The organism is Streptomyces sp. NPDC026206 (assembly GCF_040638465.1).
Classification (GTDB): Bacteria; Actinomycetota; Actinomycetes; order Streptomycetales; family Streptomycetaceae; genus Streptomyces.
Window position 1 is genome coordinate 496175 of the sequence record NZ_JBEZYL010000001.1, and the last position, 21073, is coordinate 517247.

Here is a 21073-nt window from a genome sequence, read left to right on the forward strand (position 1 = left end):
GACCCCGTGTCGCTGCCACCCCTGGTCGAGCCGGCCGCCGAGCTCACCGTCGACGAGGTTCGCAGGTACTCCCGCCACCTGATCATCCCCGACGTGGGGATGGACGGACAGAAGCGCCTGAAGAACGCCAAGGTGCTCTGTGTAGGTGCGGGCGGCCTCGGCTCGCCCGCCCTGATGTACCTGGCCGCGGCCGGTGTGGGCACGCTCGGCATCGTGGAGTTCGACGAGGTCGACGAGTCGAACCTGCAGCGCCAGATCATTCACAGCCAGGCGGACATCGGCCGGTCGAAGGCCGCGTCCGCGCGGGACACGGTGCTCGGCATCAACCCTTACGTGAACGTCGTTCTCCACGAGGGCCGCCTCGAGGCCGACAACGTCATGGAGATCTTCTCCCAGTACGACCTGATCGTGGACGGCACGGACAACTTCGCCACCCGTTATCTGGTCAACGACGCCTGCGTGCTGCTGAACAAGCCGTACGTGTGGGGTTCGATCTACCGCTTCGACGGACAGGCGTCCGTCTTCTGGAGCGAGCACGGGCCCTGCTACCGCTGCCTCTACCCCGAGCCCCCGCCGCCCGGAATGGTCCCCTCCTGCGCCGAGGGCGGCGTCCTGGGCGTGCTCTGCGCGTCGATCGGCTCCATCCAGGTCAACGAGGCCATCAAGCTGCTCGCCGGCATCGGCGATCCGCTGGTCGGCCGCCTGATGATCTACGACGCCCTGGAGATGACGTACCGGCAGGTCAAGGTCCGCAAGGACCCCGACTGCGCCGTCTGCGGCAAGAACCCGACCGTCACCGAGCTCATCGACTACGAGGCCTTCTGCGGCGTCGTCTCCGAGGAGGCCCAGCAGGCGGCCGCCGGTGCAACGATCACTCCCCGCCAGCTCAAGGAGTGGATCGACGGCGGCGAGAACATCGACATCATCGACGTCCGCGAGCCGAACGAGTACGAGATCGTCTCCATCCCCGGCGCCCGGCTGATCCCGAAGAACGAGTTCCTGATGGGCAGCGCGCTGCAGGGGCTGCCGCAGGACAAGAAGATCGTCCTGCACTGCAAGACGGGTGTCCGGTCGGCGGAGGTGCTGGCCGTGCTGAAGTCGGCCGGCTTCGCGGACGCGGTGCACGTCGGCGGCGGCGTGATCGGCTGGGTCCACCAGGTCGAGCCGCACAAGCCGGTGTACTGAACCGCAGGGCTCCGACGGGGGCGGTCCGCTTCGTGCGGGCCGCCCCCGTCGTCCTTCCCGCCGCTCCATGAGGGCGTTCTGCGGGCGGTGTTCGGTCCAGGGGCGGTGTTCTGCGGGCGGTGTTCTAGGGGCGGTGTTCTACGAGCACGTCGTGCCGTCCGCCGGGAGCCTGCCCTCCAGCAGGTGGGCGTTCACGGCCTTCGTCGCACACGCGTTGACCCCGTACGTGCCGTGACCCTCGCCCTTGACCGTGAGGCGGACGCCGACGCCCCTGCCGAGCTTCTCGGCCATCCTCTCCGCCCCGGCCACGGGCGTCGCCGGGTCGCCGGCATTGCCGACCACCATGATCGGCGCGGAGCCCTCGGCATTCACCTCGGGGGTCTTCCACTTGCCCTTCACCGGCCAGTCGGTGCACGACAGCAGCGACCAGGCGGCGGACTCCCCGAAGACCGGTGAGGCCGCCCGGAACTCCGGCAGGCGCTGCCTGACATCGGCCACCGTGTAGCGCTGCTCGGAATCGGCGCAGGAGATCGCCCGGTTGGCGGCCTGCAGGTTGTTGTAGTGGCCGTTCGGGTCACGGCCGACGATGGAGTCGAAGAGCAGCAGCAGGGTGTTGCCGGTGCCCTTGCGCAGGGCCTCCTGGAGGCCGGCGGTCAGGTACTTCCAGGTGTCCTTGGAGTACAGCGCGGCGGCGATGCCGTTGACCGCCTCGTCCTGGGTGAGCTTGCGCCCCTGGGCGGTGGGCAGCGGCTTGGTGTCGAGGTCCTTCAGCAGGGTGGTGATCCCGTCCTGCGTCGGGCAGCCGCCCGCACCGCCCGCACCGCCCGACGTCCCGCAGTCCTTGAGGTAGTTGTCGAGAGCGAGCTGGAAGCCCTTGCTCTGGCCCAGGTTGCCCTGTACGGGGTCCTGGGTCGGGTCCACGACCGCGTCGAGGACGGCCCGGCCCACGCGCTTCGGGAACAAGTGGGCGTAGACGGCACCCAGTTCCGTTCCGTACGAGATGCCGAAGTAGTGCAGCTTCTCCTCGCCGAGCGCGGCCCGGATCAGGTCGAGGTCGCGGGCGGCGCTGACCGTGTCCACGTGGGGCAGGACCTTCGCGGAGTTCTTGGCGCACGCGTCGATGTACGCCTTGTTCGACGCCAGGGTCTCCCGCAGCTCGGAGTCGTCGTCGGGCGTGCCGTCGATCTGGAAGGCGGCGTCGAGCTCCTTGTCGCTCTGGCACCGCACGCCCGCGCTCTCACCCACGCCGCGCGGGTCGAAGCTCACCAGGTCGTAGCGGTCGTGCAGCTTGTCGTAGCTGTCCGCCAGGGACGGCAGGCCCGCCACGCCCGAGCCGCCGGGGCCGCCGAAGTTGAAGACGAGGGAGCCGATGCGGCCGGACTTCCCCCGTGCCTTGCTGCGGATCAGCGCCAGGTCGATCTTCTCGCCGTTCGGCTTCGAGTGGTCCAGCGGTACGGGCAGCTTCGCGCACTCCCACGCCTTGCCGGGCGTCTTGCCCGCGCCCTGCGCCGCTGAGGGAGCCTCGCACCGCTTCCAGGCGATCCTGGCGCCCGCGGACCCGTCCTTGCTGTCGGTGGTGCCGCTTCCGCTGCCCGTACCGCTCTCTCTTTGCCCGCCGCACCCGGTGGCGGCGAGGGCGAGCGCGAGGACTGCGGAGGCGAGGGCGGCGGCCCTTGGCCGTGTGGGACTCATTTCACCGACTCTACGGATGAATCCCGCGGGGGAAGGGCTCCGACCCCCGGCGTACGGTCGCCGTCAGACGGAGTGCAGGGGCGCACAGCCCATGCGGCCGGCCACGGCCTCCACGAAGGGGGGAAAGGCCTCGCGCGGGTCGTCCAGGCGGGTGCCGGTGCGGCCGGGGCCCGTGCGCATGGTGAACACCGTGGGGCGGCCGGCGCACTCGGCGCGGATGAGCGCGCCCGTCGCCTCGATACGGCCGAGGGCCCGCCAGCCGGGGGCGGGCGGGCTGTCGCCCGTGAGGCCGTCGAAGAGGGCGACGATCCGGGGCCGGGCGACCATCGTGAACCGGGCCGCCCACTGCCCGTCGCCGGCCACGGCACAGCTCTGGAAGCCGTCGTGTGTGCTGCTCACCGCGCGCCGGGGCGCGGTGAGGCCGGGTATCGGGGGCGGGCAGCCGCTGGATGAGGCGGATGAGGCGGGGAAGGCGGATGAGGCGGGGAAGGCGGGGAAGGCGGGGGAGGCGGCGCCCGGAGAGGGCGATGGGGTGGATGGGGCCGTTGGGCTGGATGGGCCCTGCGGGTCCTCTGGGGCCGGCAGGGGCCTGTCGGCCGGTATCCTCCCGGCGCAGCCCGTCGACTTCGTCGCGCGGTTGGCGGCCTCGATGAGGAGCCGGCTCGTTCTGGCGGGGCTGGAGTCGAAGGACCCCGTGACCGTCACGACCGAGGGCCGGCCGTTCACATCGCACGACTCGGGCAGGACCAGGGTGCCGGAACCGGCCGTGACGAAGCCCGGCAGGTCGTCCGGGAGGGCCGTATCGCCCCCCGCGAACAGCCCCGCCAGCCACGCCCGGCGCTCCTCCACTGCCTGCGGGCCCGTCTCGTAGCGGACCTCCAGCTGCCGGCGGGGCGCGTCCGGGCCACGGCCGCCGCGCCAGCTCAGCTGGCACCGGCCGCGGGGGCGCGCGGCCGTGGGAGCGGTCTCCCGGGCGGTGCGGTGATGGGCGTTCTCGCGGAACGGCCCCCCGTCGGCGCGCCAGGTGCCCCAGCAGTATTCCGGCTTGGTCAGCGGCCTGAACTGCGTCTGCCATAAGGCCATCAGGGCTGCCAGCAGCGCCGCGATGGCCAGGGCGCCGGTGAGCATGCGGGCTCTCCGGTCGGTGCGGCTGCGCGGTCGGTGCGACATCGCATGGCCCCCTATCCCCCCCGGTCTGCCGGCCGCAACTCGATCGCGCCGTGCGGGACTTCGCGCCCGTCGCCACGTCACTGAAGTCGCTGCGGAACTTCTGTGCGGGCGATCGTAGTGCGGGCCACTGACATTCGAGCCTGCGGAGTTCGTATTACCGGTGTGATGTGCTATGGGTGCTATGAGCACACCTTATGAGCAGATCTTATGGGAGTCCGGAACAGTACCTTCCAGCAGGTATGCGTCAACAGTGTTCTTCACGCACGCATTGCCGCTGTCGTACGCCCCATGGCCTTCGCCCCGGTACGTCATCTCCACCCCCACCCCCGGGCCCAGCTCCTGGGCCATCTTGTGCGCTCCCTCGTAAGGGGTCGCCGGGTCACCGGTGTTGCCGACGACGAGAACGGGCGCCGAGCCCTTCGCGCTCACATCGGGTGTCTGCCATTCGCCCTTTACGGGCCAACCGGTGCACTGCAGAAGGCTCCACGCCATGAACTCCCCGAAGACGGACGACGCCTTGCGGAACTCCGGCAGCTTGCCCTCGATTTCGGCCGCCGTGTAGCGCTGCGCGAAGTCCGCGCAGGTGACGGCGTTCAATGAGGCCTGGAGCGAGCTGTACCTGCCGTCCTGGCCACGGCCGTTCATGGAGTCGCCGAGCGCGAGGAGGATCTTCCCGTCGCCGTTCTCGGCGTCCTCGACGCCCTCGGTGAGGTAGTCCCAGAAATCCTTGGAGTACAGGGACTGCGCGATGCCGCTGGTGGCGAGGGACTGGGTGAGGTCACGGCCGCTGCCGCCCGGCACGGGACTCTTCTGGAGGCGGTCGAGGAGTCCGCCGATCTGCTGCTCCGTCGGGCAGTTGTCGGCCGTCTTCACGCAGGCCGTCATGTAGTTGCCGAGTGCCAGCTGGAAGCCGCCCGCCTGCGCGAGCGCGCTCTGCACGGGGTCGCTCGCCGGGTCCACCACGCCGTCCAGAAGGGCGCGCCCGACGTTCTTCGGGAACAAGTGGGCGTAGACGCCGCCCAGTTCCGTCCCGTACGAGACGCCGAAGTAGTGCAGTCTGGCGTCGCCCAGCACCTGACGCATCAGGTCCATGTCGCGGGCGGCATTCGTCGTGCCCACGTGCGGGAGGACCTTGCCGGAGTTCTTTTTGCAGGCCGAGGCGTACTGCTCGCCCCTTTCGACCAGGGACTTCTCCTCGTCCTTGGTGGTCGGGGTGGAGTCGGACGCGTAGTAGGCGTCCAGTTCTCTGTCGCTCAGACAGGTCACGCCGCTGCTGCGGCCGACCCCGCGAGGGTCGAAGCTGACCAGGTCGTAGCGGGTGCGCAGGGTGCGGTAGTCGTCGGCGAAGGCCGGGAGCGTGGTGATGCCCGAGCCCCCCGGGCCGCCGAAGTTGAAGATCAGCGAGCCGATGCGGTGGGCCTGGTCGGTGGCCTTGGCCCGGATCATGGCGATCCCGATGGTGTCGGCGCCGGGGTGGGCGTAGTCGAGGGGCGCCCGAAGCGTCGCGCACTCCCAGTCGCGGCCGGGGGGCCTGCCCGCCCCGCTGTCCTGGTTGCTGCTGGGCGCCGGGCACGGCTTCCAGTCCAGCTTCTGGCCGCCGGCCGAGGCGCTGGGGCCGGGGTCGCCGCCGTCGCCGCCGTTGCCGGCGCCGAGGCTGCTGTCGCAGCTGGTGACGGTGGCGATGAGCAGTACCACGGCGGAGAGCAGGGCCCCGGCCCGTACGGATCTGGACACGGGTCCCATACTCCGGGCGGGAGGGCGCGGGGCGCGCGCGGTGCGAGGCGTACGGGTTACGCAGCGTACGGGTCGGGCAGGGCGTAGGGGTTGTGCGGGGCGTACGGGCTGGGCAGGGCGTACGGGCTGGGCAGGGCGTACGGGTTACGTGGGGACGAAGGTGACCTCGGTCGCCTTGACGCTCACCCATACCGCGGTGCCCTCCGCCAGGGCGAGGTCCGCGGCGGCGGACGGGGTGATCTCGGCGACCACTTCCGGCTCGCCGTCCACGAGGACGCGCAGCCTGCTGCCCTGGGCGGTGAGCTCGCGGACCCTGCCCTGCCAGACGTTGCGGGGGCTGCTGCCGGTGGGGCGGGTGATGTGGACGGATACAGCCTCGGCGGGGACCACGGCGAGGCCGGTGGCGGGTGGGTTGCGGTCCGCCGTGGTCAGGCTCGCGCCGTTGTCCAGGAGGATCGTTCCGTCAGCCGTGGCGCTGCCGGGCCAGGCGTTGTGACCGAGCATGCGGGCCACCCACGGGGAGCGGGGGCGGCGGGTCAGTTCGGCGGGGGTCGCGTACTGCAGCGTGCGGCCGTCCTCCATGACGAGCACGTGGTCGGCCAACGACACGGCCTCCACGGGGTCATGGGTGACGATCAGGCAGACGCCGGGGAAGCCGGCGAGGTGGGTGCGCAGGGCCTGGCGTACGTGCGCCCGTGCCGACTGGTCCAGTGCGGCCAGTGGTTCGTCCAGGAGGAGCAGGCGGGGGCGGGCGGCCAGGGCGCGGGCCAGTGCCACGCGCTGGGCCTGGCCGCCGCTGAGGTGGGCGGGTCTGCGGTGGGCCAGGCCGCCTACGCCGAGGCGGTCGAGCCAGTGCTGGGCCTGGCGGTGGGCCTCCTTCCTGGGCACGCCCTGGGTGCGCAGGCCGTAGGCGGTGTTGGCCAGGGCGGTGAGACGGGGGAAGAGGGCGCCGTCCTGGGGGACCCAGGCGATGCGGCGGTGGTGCGCGGGGGTGGTGGCCAGGTTGTGGTCTTCGCCCAGGTGCAGCGTTTCTGCCGTGGCCCTGGTGGTCAGGCCCAGTAGCGCGCGGAGCAGCGTTGTCTTTCCGGCGCCGTTGGGGCCTACTACCGCGATCGTGGTGCCGGGTTTCGCGTCGAGGGTTGCTTGTGCGGCGCCGGTGACCGTGGTGCGCAGGGGGTGTTCGGTGGGGCGGGGCCGGGGCGGGACGGGCCCTTCTGGGGCTGCATGATTTACGGCCGGATCTGTTCCCTGTGCCGCGTACCCCGAATGCGGCCGCAAATCACTCCCCCAGCTACCGCTGGGAGGTGCCCCCAGGCCCCCGCCAGGGCCCGTCCCGCCCCGGCCCCTCCCGGCCGTCGGCGTCTGCAGCCAGCGGCCCCTGAGGGAGATGAGGACCGTGGTCGCGATCGCCAGGAGGAGCAGCGATACCGCCGTCGCGCCCTCGGGGTCGTCCTGGAGGAGCAGGTACACCTGCAGGGGGAGGGTCTGGGTCGTGCCGGGGAGGTTGCCCGCGAAGGTGATCGTCGCGCCGAACTCACCCAGCGCGCGGGCCCAGCACAGGGCCGCGCCCGCGAAGAGGCCCGGGACCACCATGGGCAGGGTGATGGTGCGGAAGGTGCGCAGGGGGGTGGCGCCCAGGGTCGTCGCCACCTCTTCGTAGCGGGGGTGGAGGGCGGCGAGCGATCCCTCCAGGCTGATCACCAGGAAGGGCATCGCCACGAACGCGGACGCGATCACCGCTCCTGTGGTGGAGAAGGGGAGGGTGATGCCGAACCACGAGTCGAGGCAGGTGCCGATGACGCCCCGGCGGCCGTATCCCTGCAGGAGTGCCACGCCTGCCACCGTGGGCGGCAGCACCATCGGCAGCATCACCAGGCAGCGTACGAACGCCTTGCCCCGGAAGTTCGCGCGGGCCAGCAGCCATGCGAGCGGCACGCCCAGGGCGAGGGAGAGCAGCAGGGCCCAGGCCGAGACCGTGAGGCTGAGGGTGAGGGCCTGGGTGACCTCGTGGGAGGTGAGGCGGGAGGGGAGGGTGCCCCAGGGCGTACGGGCGAGGATGCCGGCCAGGGGCAGGAGGAGGAACGCCACCGCCAGCGCGGCCGGCAGCGCGAGAGCCAGGGGCGGGCGGATCCTCACGGCTGCTGGAAGCCGGCGGAGCGGAGGAGCTCTTGGGCCTCGGCGGAGGCCAGCCATGTGACGAAGCCGGCGGCCTCGGCGGCGTGCTTGGAGGCCTTGAGCGTCGCGGCCGGGTAGGAGGCCACCGCGTTCTGAGCGTCCGGGACGGTCACCGTGGCGACCTTGTCCTTGGCGGCCGCGGCATCGGTGACGTAGACGATGCCGGCGTCGGCCTCGCCCAGTGAGACCTTGCTGAGCACGGCGCGGACGTTGGGCTCCTGGGAGACCGGCTCGACGGTGATGTGCTGGTCGTCGAGGACCTTCTTGCTGTAGCGGCCCACGGGCACCTGGGGCGCGGCCAGGACGACCTTGAGGTCCGCTTGTGAGAGGTCGGAGAGCCCCTTGATCTTTTTTGGGTTGCCGGGCGCCGTGGCGATCGTCAGACGGTTCCTGGCGATGACGGTGGGTGTGCCGGTCTCCTGCTGGAGGCCGTCCATCGTCTTGGTGTCGGCCGTGACGAGCGCGTCGGCGGGCGCGCCCTGCCGTACCTGCGCGGCCAGCTCCTGCGAGCCGGCGAAGGAGAACTTCACCGTGGTGCCGGGGTGTTCTTTTTCGTATGCCGCGCCCGCGTTCTTGAAGACGTCGGTGAGGGAGGCCGCGGCCAGGACCGTCAGGGTGGTCTTCTCCTTGGCGTCGGACTCACTGCCGGAGTCGTCGCAGCCCGTCAGGAGGGGCATCAGCAGGACTGCTGCCGCGAGTACGGGTGCTGCGGCGCGGCGGGTGCGGTGCATGGTCTCTCCCGGCGTCAGGCGCGGTCGATGTGGACGTTGGTGGCCTTCACGCGGGCCACGGCCTCCATCCCGACCACGAGGCCCAGCTCCTCGACGGCCTCGCGGGTGAGGAGGGACACGAGCCGGTGGGGGCCCGCCTGGACCTCGACCTGGGCGGCGACGTCACCGAGCTTCACGGCGGTGATGATCCCGGGAAAGGCGTTACGAGCCGTGGTGTACGCCGCCTCCTCGCCCTCGCCGCTGTTCCCCTCGGCGGCGAGCGCCACGGAGAACGCCGCCAGATCGGCCCCCTTGATCAGCCGCTTGCCGCCCTCGTCCCGCTCAGTGGGAATCCGCCCCCCGTCCGCCCACCGCCGGACGGTATCGGAACTGACGCTCAGCAGACGGGCCGCCTGCCCGATGGTGTACGACCGCATACGCGGCACGGTATGGCCATGCGGCCCGCACATGCAAGGTGGAGGGGTGGGGTTGCCGCGCAGGTGCGGGGTGCGAAATCAGCCCGTACGGCGGAGGGCCTGGCAAAACCAGCCCGTCCGGCGTTTGAGGACCCGCCGCCGGCGGCCCGGCACCGGCAGGTTCCGCTAGATCGCCCCCTTGCGCGTCAACTGGTTGAAGCACAGCCACCCCGGAAGCACCGGCAACCAGAACGTCATCAGCCGATACAGCAGCACCGCCGGCGCCGCCGTCTCCGCCGGCAGCCCGGCAAGGGTCAGGGCGCCGATCAGGACGCCCTCCACCGCGCCCACACCACCCGGCGTCGGGGCCGCCGAGCCCAGCGCGTTGCCGGCGAGGAAGACCACGGCGACGCTCGCGTAGCTCAGGTCGCCGCCGAAGGCCCGGACCGAGGTGTCGAGGCACATGACGAAGGCGGCGGACAGCAGGAGCCAGCCGCCGATGCCGTTGACGACCTTCCGGGGGCGCTGCAGCAGGTCCAGCATGCGCGGCACGACGCCGGCGAAGAGCGACCGTACGCGCGTGGAGACGAACTTCCGCAGGAACGGGACGGCGGTGACCACGAGCACCAGGACGGCCGCCGTCAGCAGGCCGCCGATGACCGTGCGGGACGGCGGGAGCGCCGAGGAGGTGCGTTCGGTGCCGGTGATGTAGCCGAAGGTCAGCAGCAGGATGATGTGGCTGGCCAGGCCGAAGAGCTGGGAGGCTCCGACGCTGGCGACCGCGAGGCCCGGCCGCAGGCCCGCGCGCTGCAGGAAGCGGGTGTTCAGGGCGACGCCGCCGACCGCCGCCGGGGCGACCAGCTTCACGAACGAGCCCGCGACCTGCGCGAGCAGCGTGCGGCCGAAGGGGACCTTCTCCGGCACGAAGCCCAGCAGGCTCATGGCTGCCGCGACGTAGCTCAGCGCGGAGAAGCCGGCGGCGGCCGCGACCCAGTACCAGTTGGCCTGGTCGACGAGCTCGCCCAGGCGGACGTGGGCGAGCTGCGACAGCAGGACGTAGGCGGCGATGGCGCCGGCGATGGAGCTGATCAGGGTGCGGGGCTTGATGCGCTCCAGGCGTACGGGCTCTATGGGGGCCTGTGGCCGGATGAGGAGCACCTGGCGGCGGATCTGGGCGAGCAGGTCCTCCTCGCGGGCCTCCTCGGCGGCCTCGTCGAGGGCCTGCTTCTCGGCCTTCCGGTCGGCCTTGAGGGTCTTCTTGCGGTCGCCCTTGCCCTCCTCCGCGCCCGCCTCGGCGCGCTCGCGCGCCTTTTCCTCGCGGGCGATCCGCGAGGACTCCAGTGCCGCCTCGCGTTCGCGGTGCGCGCGTTCGCGGGCCATCTGGCGCAGGGTCGCGCGGCTGGAGCGGGTCAGGGCGATGGGCTGGAGCAGGGGCAGGCTGTCGGCGACGGCCTCGGGGCCGATGACGGCGACGGCGGAGGCCACCGCGCGCTCGGCGCCGACGCGCAGGCCGAGCGTGGTGAGGAGCTGGGCGACGTCCATGCGCAGCACCAGGTCGCCGGCGGCGATCTCGCCGCCGCGCAGGTCGGTCAGGACGACGTTGCCGGAACGATCCACCAGGAGGGCGTCGCCGTCCAGTCTGCGGTGGGCGATGCGGCGCGACTGCAGGGCCTGGACCTGCTGCCAGGCGCCGGCCATCAGCTCGTCGGTGATCTCCTCGGCGGGGAGGGCGTCGAGGGTGCGGCCGCCGATGTGCTCGTAGACGAGCATGACGGCGTCCGGGCCGAGCTCGGAGGTGGCGATGAGCTTGGGCGCGTTGGCGCCGGCGGCGATGGCCGCGTAGGCGAGCAGCGCCTCCTGTTCGAGGGCCTGGCGCAGCGACTGCAGGCTGCGGCGCTGGGTGATGCCGCGCAGGGCCAGGCGCTGCCAGACGCGGTAGAAGAAGCCCTGGGCCTGCTGTTCGCGGTCGACGACGGTGACGTCGAGGGGCGGGCCGTCCTCGAGGGTGACGATGTAGCGGCGGCCCCGGTCGGGGTGCGCGGACTCGGCTTCGGCGGTGTCCTCCTCGGCGCGCAGCGCGGTGACGGGCTTGAAGCCGACGCGCCGCAGCCCGGCGAGGAGGTGCTGGCCGGTGGGGCGCACGTTCGGGGAGCCGACGGCGTAGAGCGTGCCGTAGGCGACCGTCCAGCCGATCAGCACGGTGGCGACGATCGAGAAGGGCGTGGTGTAGCCGTTGACCAGTACGGCGAAGGCGTCCAGGAGCAGCACTGCCCACATCGCGACCCGCCAGCGCGGGCGGCGGGACATGCCGACGGCCGTCATGTAGGCGATGACGGGGGCCAGGTAGCCGTGGACCGGGTCGGTGACGCCGCCGGTGGGCGCGGGCTGGGTCAGCGCGTCGCGGATCGATCCGGGCGCCGACTCGGCGACCCAGAGGTCGGTGGCGAGGGACACGCCGTGCGCCAGGACGGCGGCCAGGACGCCGTCGGCGATGCGCAGGCCGTCCCGCTTGATCAGCCGCTCCATGGCGAAGGCCACCGGGACGATGAAGACCGCGATGTTGGCCGTGAGCCCGGCGAAGTTCGCCAGCAGCCGGGGCGCCTGCCCGGTGCTGTCGCTGATGTCCTTCTCCAGGCCCGTGGTGGTGCCGTGGGCGAAGGCCGCGAGGGCGAGCACGAGGGCGATGCCGACGATGCCCAGGAAGAGCCGCACGAGGTCGGCGGGGCGGTGGACGCGGGCGGGGAGCAGGGGCTCGTCGCCGGAGACCTTGTCGATGTGGACCTCGCCGCCTTCGCACTCGTACGCGCCGGGCTCCTCGCGGTCACCGGGCGTGCCACGGCCCTCGGGGTCGCCGTGGCAGGGCAGCACTTCGGGGGCGCGGGCCTCCTCCTCCGGAGGCTGCGCGCCCTGCTGCTTGTCGGTCTCTTCTTGGTCTCGTATCACCGGTCACCGCCCGGAAGATGGTGGCATGGCCCGGCCGGGCAAGGGGGTATCAGGGTGCATTTCGGGGGCGCGGACTCCGGATCGTACGCCGTGTAGCGCGGTGACGCACTCTGAGTGATCTTGCGGAATGTCCGGCTCCGATGGGGGTGGCGGCCGCCGGCTTCCTTTCGCCGGCGGGGGATGCGGCAGTATGGACCGGTGAGTGAGCTTCCCGAGTACGCAGAGCGGGTGCTGGCTGTCGCGGAGCTGATTCCGCCGGGGCGGGTGATGACCTACGGGGACGTGGCCGAGTGGCTCGGCGAGGGCGGCCCCCGGCAGGTCGGCCGCGTCATGGCGCTCTACGGCGGTGCGGTGCCGTGGTGGCGTGTGGTCCGCGCCGACGGAATTCCGCTGCCCGGGCACGAGCTGCGGGCCCTGGCCCATTACCGCCAGGAGGGCACCCCGCTGCGGCAGGCCGGCTCCTCGGCGGCCGGGAGCGCGCCGCGGCTCGCGATGGCCCGGGCGCGCTGGGACGGTGCCGGGGACGGCGCTCCCGGTGTGACTCCGCACACCTGACAGCATCCGCCGCTCGGCGGTCTCCGAGCCGCACCCGGCCCCGTAGCCCCAAGGGGTAACCCGAACGGATGAGGCCCCTGAAGAGGGACGGCGACTGACGGGACGCCCTGCGCCCCACGGCCTTCCTGGCGTAGCGTCGGGGGCCGCCCTTCGCACCGGCCCGCCTCAGCACCGACGGCCGCACGCCACCCAGCAACCCCACCAGGACCGGCAACCCACGTGAGCTCCTCCCCCTCTTCCCGCTCGGCGCACCAGGCCGCCCCGGGCGCGTACCGCCTGGTGCGCACCCGGCCGGGTCCGGTGACCCCTCCCGAGCTGGACGCACGGCAGCGGGCCGTGGTCGACCACCGGCAGGGGCCGCTGCTGGTGCTCGCCGGGCCGGGTACGGGCAAGACGACGACGCTCGTGGAGGCGGTGGCCGAGCGGGTGCGACGGGGCACCGACCCCGAGCGGATCCTCGTCCTCACCTTCAGCCGCAAGGCGGCGGTGGAGCTGCGCGACCGGATCGCGGCGAGGCTGCCGGGCCTGCCGGCGGGCGGCGGGCGGCGGGCGGGCGCGTCGTACGGGCCGCGGGCGACCACGTTCCACTCGTACTGCTACGCCCTGGTGCGCGCCCATCAGGACGTCGACCTGTTCGTCGACCCCCTGCGGCTGCTGTCCGGGCCGGAGCAGGACGTCATGGTGCGCGAGCTGCTCGCCGGCGAGGCCGAACTGGAGCGGGAGGGCCGCGGCCATGTGCGCTGGCCCGACGAACTGCGCGCCTGCCTGACCACGCGCGGTTTCGCCGACGAGGTGCGGGCCGTGCTCGCGCGCAGCCGTGAGCTGGGCCTGGGGGCCCGCGAGCTGGGCGACTTCGCCCGGCGCGGCGGCCGGCCGGACTGGCTCGCCGCCTCGTCCTTCCTCGCCGAGTACCTGGACGTCCTCGACATGCGCGGCGTGCTCGACTACGCCGAGCTCGTGCACCGGGCCGTGCTGCTCGCCGAGCGCGGGGAGGTCGCGGCGGAGCTCGGGCAGCGCTACGACGCGGTCTTCGTCGACGAGTACCAGGACACGGACGCCGCCCAGGTGCGGCTGCTGCGCGCACTGGCGGGCGGCGGGCGGACGCTCGTCGCCTTCGGCGACCCCGACCAGTCCATCTACGCCTTCCGGGGCGCCGACATCAACGGCATCCTCGACTTCCCGGCCGCCTTCCCCCGACGGGACGGCTCCCCGGCACCCGTGGAGGTCCTGACCGTCTCGCGCCGCTCGGGCGCCGGCCTGCTGGCCGCGACCCGGCTGCTCACCCGGCGGATGCCGCTCACCCGCCTGCCGGCCGCGGCCGTACGCGCCCACCGCGAGCTCGGCGCCGTACGGGACGGCGGCCGGGTGGAGGCCTTCACCTACCCGACCGCCGGCGCCGAGGTCGACAACATCGCCGACATCCTGCGCCGCGCCCACCTCGAGGACGGTGTTCCCTGGCCCGAGATGTCCGTGCTGGTCCGCGCCGGCTCCCGCTCCATCCCGGGCCTGCGCCGCGCCCTCACCTCGGCGGGCGTCCCGGTCGAGGTCGACGGCGACGACCTCCCCCTGCGCCACGAACCAGCGGTGGCCCCCCTGCTGACGGCCCTGCGCGCGGTGGCCGAGGCAGCGGTTCCCCAAGCCCGGGACTCCGGCGGCGAAGAAGAACCCGCGCTCCCGTGGCTCACCCCGGAGACCGCACTCACCCTGCTCACGTCCCCCCTGGGCGGCATGGACGCCGCGGACCTCCGCAGACTCGGCCGCGCCCTCAGGGACGAGGAGAGGGCCGCCGGCGAAGCCGTCCCGCGCCCCTCGGACACCCTCATCGCCGAAGCCCTCGCAGAGCCCGCGCGCCTGGTCGCGCACGACCCGGCGTACGCGCGAGGCGCCCAGCGCCTGGGCGCCCTCCTGCGCACCACCCGCGAGCTCCTCGCGAACGGCGGCACCGCCGAAGAGGCCCTCTGGGCCCTGTGGGACGGCACCCCCTGGCCCGCCCGCCTCCAGCGCGCGGCGCACCGCGGCGGCGCGGCGGGCCGCAACGCCGACCGCGACCTCGATGCCGTGTGCGCCCTCTTCGAGACCGCCGCCCGCGCCGAGGAACGCACCGGCGGCCGCGGCGCCCTGAACTTCCTGGACGAGCTGGACGCCCAGGACATCGCCGCCGACACCCTCACCCACCGGGCCGTGCGCCCCGACGCCGTACGCCTGATGACCGCGCACCGCTCCAAGGGCCTGCAGTGGCGGCTCGTCGTCGTCGCCGGCGTCCAGGAAGGCCTCTGGCCCGACCTGCGCCGCCGCGGCTCCCTCCTGGAAGCCGACCGCATCGGCCGCGACGGCCTCGCCGAACCCCTGACCCCCGGGGCGCTGCTGGCCGAGGAGCGCCGCCTGTTCTACGTGGCCGCCACGCGCGCGCGCGAGCGCCTGGTCGTCACCGCCGTCAAGGCGGCGGCCGAGGACGGCGACCAGCCGTCCCGCTTCCTCACCGAACTCGGCACCGAACCCGTCGACATAACCCAGCGCCCCCGCCGCCCCCTGGCCGTCTCCGCGCTCGTCGCCGAGCTGCGTGCCAACACGGTCGACCCGGACGCCTCGGACGCCCTGCGGGCCGCCGCCGCCGAGCGGCTCGCCCGGCTCGCCGCACTGCGCGACGGCGAGGGCCAGCCGCTCGTACCGTCCGCCCACCCCTACCGCTGGTGGGGCCTGGACGAGCCGACGCGCAGCGACGTGCCGCTGCGCGACCCCGACGGCCCCGTCGCACTGTCCGGCTCGGCCCTCGGCCAGCTGACCTCCACCTGCTCCCTGCAGTGGTTCCTCGGCCGCGAGGTGAAGGCGGACGCGCCCTCCACCGCGGCCCAGGGCTTCGGCAACGTCGTGCACGTACTCGCCGACGAGGTCGCCTCCGGCCGCACCCCGGCCGATCTCGCCGTCCTCATGGAGCGTCTGGAGTCCGTCTGGGACTCGCTCGCCTTCGACGCCCCCTGGAAGTCGCAGCAGGAGAAGGAGAACGCCCGCGCGGCCCTGGAGCGCTTCCTGCGCTGGCACGTGATGGAACGCGGCGGCCGCAGCACCGTGGCGACCGAGCACGGCTTCGACCTCACCCTGAAGGCGGCGGACCACCAGGTCCGCATCCGCGGCTCCATGGACCGCGTCGAGCGCGACGCCCAGGGCCGCGCCTACGTCGTCGACTTCAAGACCGGCAAGGGCACGGTCTCCGCCAACGAGGTCGAACGCCACCCCCAGCTGGCCGTCTACCAGCTCGCGGTCGAGGAGGGCGCGGTCGACGACCTCTTCGCCGGAGACCGCCCGTCCGCCGGCGGCGCCGAACTCGTCCAGCTGCGACAGGGCGCCGCCAAGAAGGACGGCGGGGACACCCTCCCCAAGGTGCAGGCACAGGGACCGCTGGGGGAGGGGGAGTGGATCGGCGACCTCCTCGCCCAGGCCGCGGGCCGCGTCCTCGAGGAGCGCTTCTCCCCGCGCCCCGGCCGGCACTGCACGCATTGCTCGTTCCGGGCCTCGTGCACGGCCCGGCCCGAGGGCCGGCAGATCCTGGAGTGATTGTCAGTGCCCCCCGTTAGCGTTTCCGGCGTGACCCCGCGCCTGACCGACCCCGAGCAGCTCAAGGAGCTCCTCGGCATTCCGTTCACCCCGGAGCAGCTGGCCTGCATCACCGCGCCGCTCGCCCCGCAGGTCATCGTGGCCGGGGCCGGCTCGGGCAAGACGACCGTCATGGCCGCCCGCGTCGTCTGGCTCGTGGGCACCGGCCAGGTCGCCCCCGAGCGGGTCCTCGGCCTCACCTTCACCAACAAGGCGGCCGGCGAGCTGTCCGAGCGCGTACGCAAGGCCCTCGCCGAGGCCGGCATCGCGCAGGAGCCGCACGACGAGAGCGGGACGGGCGGCGACCCCCAGATCTCCACCTACCACGCCTTCGCGGGCCGCCTCCTGAAGGAGCACGGCCTGCGCATAGGCCTGGAACCCACCACCAGGCTGCTCGCCGACGCCACCCGCTTCCAGCTCGCCGCCCGCGTCCTGCGCTCCTCCCCGGGCCCGCACCCCGCGCTCACCCGCTCCTTCGCCGACCTCGTCTCCGACCTCCTCGCCCTCGACGGCGAGCTCGCCGAACACCTCGTGCCGCCCGCGCGCCTGCGCGCGTACGACCAGGAACTGCTGACGACACTGGAGGGCGCCAGGCTCACCAACGCGGACCTGCGCAAGGTGCCCGACACCGCCCGCGCCCGCCGGGAGCTGCTCGGCCTGGTCGAGGCGTACCGCCGGGAGAAGCGCAGCCGCGACCTCCTCGACTTCGGCGACCAGATCGCCCTCTCCGCCGAACTGGCCCGCACCCGGCCCGAAGTGGGCCGCATCCTCCGCGAGGAGTTCGCGGTCGTCCTCCTCGACGAATACCAGGACACCTCGGTGGCCCAGCGCCTCCTCCTGGCCGGCCTGTTCGGCAACGGCACGGGCCATGCGGTGACCGCCGTCGGCGACCCCTGCCAGGCCATCTACGGCTGGCGCGGCGCGTCGGTGGCCAACCTGGACGACTTCCCGGCCCACTTCCCCCACCGGGACGGCACGCCGGCCCACCGCTACGCCCTCAGCGAGAACCGCCGCAGCGGCGGCCGCCTCCTGCAGCTCGCCAACGAGCTCGCCACCGACCTCCGCGCGCGCCACGAAGGCGTCGAGGCACTGCGCCCCGCCCCCGGCGCCGAGCGCGACGGACTGGTGCGCTGCGCCCTGCTGCCCACCCACGCCGAAGAGCTCGACTGGCTCGCCGGCTCCCTGGCCCACTTGGTCCGCACGGGCACCCGGCCCGGCGACATCGCGGTCCTGTGCCGCACCGCCACCGACTTCGCCCAGATCCAGGGCGCACTGGTCGAGCGCGACATCCCCGTCGAAGTGGTCGGCCTGTCCGGCCTCCTGCACCTGCCGGAGATCGCCGACCTCACCGCGGTCTGCGAGGTCCTCCAGGACCCCACGGCCAACGCCGCGCTCGTCCGCCTGCTGATCGGCCCCCGCTGGCGCATCGGCCACCGCGACCTGGCCCTGCTGGGCCGCCGCGCCCGTACGCTCGTGCCCTACGGCAGCACCGGCGCCGACCCCGAACGACGCCTGGCCGAAGCCGTCGAAGGAGCCGACCCGGCCGAGGTGATCTCCCTCGCCGACGCCCTCGACACCTTCCTCGCCCCGGACTCCCCGGACGACGGCCTGCCCTTCTCCCCGGCAGCCCGCGTCCGCTTCGCCCGCCTGGCGGCCGAACTGCGCGACCTGCGCCGCAGCGTGGCCGACCCCCTGATGGACATCCTCCACCGCGTGCTCGCCACGACGGGCCTGGAGGTGGAGCTCTCCGCCTCCCCCCACGCCCTTGCCGCCCGCCGCCGCGAGACCCTCACCCAGTTCCTCGACATCGCCGCGGGCTTCGCCGCCCTGGACGGCGAGGCGACACTGCAGGCCTTCCTGGGCTTCCTGCGCACGGCCGCCCAGTACGAGAAGGGCCTGGACAGCTCGCTCCCGGGCGGCGAGAACACCGTCAAGATCCTCACCGCGCACAAGTCCAAGGGCCTGGAATGGGACGTCGTGGCGGTCCCCGGCCTCGTGGCGAAGACCTTCCCGAGCGAACAGTCCCGCGACTTCTGGACGTCCCAGCCCAAGGTCCTCCCGCACGCCCTGCGGGGCGACGCCGACACGCTCCCCGGCATCGAGAGCTGGGACAGCAAGGGCCTGGCTGCCTTCAAGGCCGCGATGAAGTCCCACCAGCACACCGAGGAACTCCGCCTCGGCTACGTCACCTTCACCCGCCCCCGCTCCCTCCTCCTGGGCTCCGCCCACTGGTGGGGCCCGAACCAGGTCAAGCCCCGCGGCCCGTCCGCGTTCCTGGAGGCCCTGCGCGAACACTGCGAGGCGGGCCACGGCGAGATCGAGGCATGGGCGGACGCTCCGGAGGAGGACGCCAAGAACCCCGCCCTCCAGGAGTCGGCCATGGACCACTCGTGGCCGCTGCCCCTGGACCCCACGTCCCTGACCCGCCGCCGGGAAGCGGCGGAGACGGTGCTGAGGCACTTGGAGCGACTGGAGGCGGAGCCGCAGCCCGGCGGAGCGACCCCGGCGTACGACCCGGACTGGCCGCCACCGCCGGAGGACGAGGAGGAGTACGCGGCCGCCCTGGAAGAGGCGGACTGGGACACCCTGCAGAGGTCACGCCCCGACAGAGGACTGCCCGCAGCCGTGATCGGCCCCGCCCCCACGACGGACCCCCTGCTCCCCGAGGAGACCCGCACCCTGGCCTCCTGGGACCGCGACCTGACTGCCCTCGCCGGCGAGCTCAAGCGCGCCCGCGCCACGGTCCGTGACGTGGTCGTGCCCACCGCCCTGAGCGCCACGCAGCTCCTCAGCCTCGCCAGGGACCCGGACGCATTCGCCCGCGACCTGGCCCGCCCCATGCCGCGCAGGCCTCAGCCGGCCGCCCGCAGAGGCACCCGGTTCCACGCCTGGGTCGAGTCCCGCTTCGAGGCCCTCCCGCTGCCCTTCCTCGGCCTGGACGAGCTTCCGGGCGCCGATCCCGAGGACGCCCCGGAGATCACCGGCGAACGCGACCTGGCCGCGCTCAAGGAGGCCTTCGAGCGCACCCCGTACGCCCACCGCACCCCGCACCGTGTGGAGGCGCCCTTCCAACTGACCCTCGCGGGCCGCATGATCCGCGGCCGGATCGACGCGGTCTACCGCACCGAGGCGGCGGCGCCCACCCCGCACGGCGCGCAAACCCCGCACGGCGCCGGAACGGAGACGTACGAGATCGTCGACTGGAAGACCGGCCGCACCCACGACGCAGACCCCCTCCAGCTGGCGATCTACCGCTTGGCCTGGGCCGAGCAGCAGGGCGTACCGCTCGATGCCGTCACGGCCGCGTTCGTCTACGTACGCGATGGAGAGACGGTCCGCCCGGCCGGCCTGCCGGACCGCGCGGGGCTCGAGAAGATCCTCCTCGGGGAGGAAGGATGACCGAACCCGGTCATGGTCACGCCGTGTTGCCGGATAGGCTCGATGTCATGAGCAACACCCCGGACACCGCCGTCCGCGCGTACATCGACGCCCACAGCGCCGCGTTCCTCGACGACCTCGCCGAGTGGCTGCGCATTCCTTCGGTGTCGGCGGACCCGGCCCGCGCGGCGGACGTACGGCGCAGCGCGGAGTGGCTGGCGGCGAAGCTCACGGAGACGGGCTTCCCGACGGTGGAGATCTGGGAAACCGGAACCGGGAGCCGGTCCGAGGAGACAGCCGCAGCCGCAGGCACCGGTACCGGCGCCCCCGCCGTCTTCGCCGAGTGGCCCTCCGGCACCCCGGGCGCCCCCACGGTCCTGGTGTACGGCCACCACGACGTCCAGCCCGCCGCCCTTGAGGACGGCTGGCGCACGGACCCCTTCGAGCCGACGACCGTCGACGGCAAGCTGTACGCGCGCGGTGCCGCCGACGACAAGGGCCAGGTGTTCTTCCACACCCTGGGCGTCCGCGCCCACCTGGCCGCCACGGGCCGCACCGCACCCGCCGTCAACCTCAAGCTGCTGATCGAGGGCGAGGAGGAGTCCGGCTCGCCGCACTTCCCCGCACTCATCCACGACCGGGCCGGCCGCCTGGCCTGCGACGCGGTGATCGTCTCCGACACGGGCATGTGGTCGGAGGACACCCCGACCGTCTGCACCGGCATGCGCGGCCTCACCGACTGCCAGATCGACCTGTACGGCCCGGACCAGGACATCCACTCCGGCTCGTTCGGCGGCGCGGTGCCGAACCCGGCCACCGAGGCCGCCCGCCTTGCCGCCGCCCTGCACGACGGGGACCGCCGGGTGGCGGTCCCGGGCTTCTACGACGGCGTGGTCGAGCTGACCGAGGCCGAGCGCGAGCTGCTCGCGGAGCTGCCGTTCGACGAGAAGCAGTGGCTGCGCACGGCGCACTCGCACGGTGCCCTCGGCGAATCCGGTTACAGCACGCTGGAGCGCGTCTGGGCCCGCCCCACCGCCGAGGTGAACGGCATCGGCGGCGGCTACCAGGGCCCCGGCGGCAAGACGATCGTGCCGTCGACGGCGCAGCTGAAGCTGTCGTTCCGCCTGGTGGCCGGCCAGGACGCCGACGCCGTCCAGGACTCCGTGCGCGCCTGGGTGGCGGCCGCCCTGCCCGAGGGCATCCGCCACGAGATCACCTTCTGGGGCACGACCCGCCCCTGCCTGACCCCGCTGGACCACCCGGCACTGCAGTCCGTCGTGCGGGCCATGGGCCGCGCCTTCGGGCAGAAGATCCGTTTCACGCGCGAGGGCGGCTCGGGTCCCGCGGCCGACCTGCAGGACGTGCTCGGCGCGCCGGTGCTGTTCCTGGGTATCTCCGTGCCCTCGGACGGCTGGCACGCGCCGAACGAGAAGGTCGAGCTGGACCTCCTCATGAAGGGCGTCGAGACCGCCGCCTACCTCTGGGGCGACCTCGCCGAGAACGGGCGCGCCGGCCAGTAGCCGC

General features: G+C 73.1%; 12 protein-coding genes. 5 read left to right on the forward strand and 7 right to left on the reverse strand.

Features of this window, described 5'->3' with window-relative positions:
• The first annotated feature begins 6 nt into the window (after positions 1 to 6).
• Positions 7 to 1185, forward strand: a complete 1179-nt coding sequence (gene moeZ / locus AB0F13_RS02350; RefSeq protein ID WP_362073757.1) for an adenylyltransferase/sulfurtransferase MoeZ — start codon at positions 7 to 9, stop codon at positions 1183 to 1185.
• 138 nt (positions 1186 to 1323) lie between these two features.
• Here moeZ and AB0F13_RS02355 read toward each other — a convergent pair whose 3' ends face one another.
• The 7 genes from AB0F13_RS02355 to AB0F13_RS02385 form a co-directional block, all read right to left on the reverse strand.
• Positions 1324 to 2877: an alpha/beta hydrolase gene (locus AB0F13_RS02355; RefSeq protein WP_362073760.1), complete on the reverse strand. Its 1554-nt coding sequence runs from the start codon at positions 2875 to 2877 to the stop codon at positions 1324 to 1326.
• A gap of 63 nt (positions 2878 to 2940) precedes the next feature.
• The gene (locus tag AB0F13_RS02360; protein WP_362073763.1) at positions 2941 to 4047 is read right to left on the reverse strand and encodes a hypothetical protein; all 1107 of its coding nucleotides are present in this window, start codon (positions 4045 to 4047) and stop codon (positions 2941 to 2943) included.
• Positions 4048 to 4239: 192 nt separating this feature from the next.
• Positions 4240 to 5781 (reverse strand): alpha/beta hydrolase, encoded by a 1542-nt coding sequence (locus AB0F13_RS02365; RefSeq protein ID WP_362073766.1) that lies wholly within the window; start codon positions 5779 to 5781, stop codon positions 4240 to 4242.
• A 144-nt stretch (positions 5782 to 5925) separates the two neighbouring features.
• Entirely contained in the window at positions 5926 to 7974 is a 2049-nt protein-coding gene (locus AB0F13_RS02370) for an ABC transporter permease (RefSeq protein ID WP_362073769.1), read from the reverse strand.
• Positions 7914 to 8687: a molybdate ABC transporter substrate-binding protein gene (modA, locus tag AB0F13_RS02375; RefSeq protein ID WP_362073772.1), complete on the reverse strand. Its 774-nt coding sequence runs from the start codon at positions 8685 to 8687 to the stop codon at positions 7914 to 7916. Before modA ends, AB0F13_RS02370 begins: the two co-directional genes overlap by 61 nt.
• A gap of 14 nt (positions 8688 to 8701) precedes the next feature.
• Positions 8702 to 9103, reverse strand: coding sequence for a helix-turn-helix transcriptional regulator (locus AB0F13_RS02380; protein WP_362073775.1), 402 nt, complete (start codon positions 9101 to 9103; stop codon positions 8702 to 8704).
• A gap of 165 nt (positions 9104 to 9268) precedes the next feature.
• Positions 9269 to 12025: a flippase-like domain-containing protein gene (locus AB0F13_RS02385; protein ID WP_362073778.1), complete on the reverse strand. Its 2757-nt coding sequence runs from the start codon at positions 12023 to 12025 to the stop codon at positions 9269 to 9271.
• A gap of 198 nt (positions 12026 to 12223) precedes the next feature.
• Here AB0F13_RS02385 and AB0F13_RS02390 point away from each other — a divergent pair, with 198 nt between their 5' ends.
• The 4 genes from AB0F13_RS02390 to AB0F13_RS02405 all read left to right on the forward strand — a co-directional run bounded on the left by AB0F13_RS02390 (position 12224) and on the right by AB0F13_RS02405 (position 21069).
• A complete protein-coding gene (locus AB0F13_RS02390) occupies positions 12224 to 12580 on the forward strand; it encodes an MGMT family protein (RefSeq protein WP_362073781.1) in 357 nt (118 codons plus the stop codon).
• A 219-nt stretch (positions 12581 to 12799) separates the two neighbouring features.
• The gene (locus tag AB0F13_RS02395) at positions 12800 to 16132 is read left to right on the forward strand and encodes an ATP-dependent DNA helicase (protein WP_362073784.1); all 3333 of its coding nucleotides are present in this window, start codon (positions 12800 to 12802) and stop codon (positions 16130 to 16132) included.
• Positions 16133 to 16162: 30 nt separating this feature from the next.
• Entirely contained in the window at positions 16163 to 19570 is a 3408-nt protein-coding gene (locus tag AB0F13_RS02400) for an ATP-dependent DNA helicase (RefSeq protein ID WP_362073787.1), read from the forward strand.
• Between the two features lie 47 nt (positions 19571 to 19617).
• The gene (locus AB0F13_RS02405) at positions 19618 to 21069 is read left to right on the forward strand and encodes a M20/M25/M40 family metallo-hydrolase (RefSeq protein WP_362073790.1); all 1452 of its coding nucleotides are present in this window, start codon (positions 19618 to 19620) and stop codon (positions 21067 to 21069) included.
• Positions 21070 to 21073 lie beyond the last annotated feature (4 nt).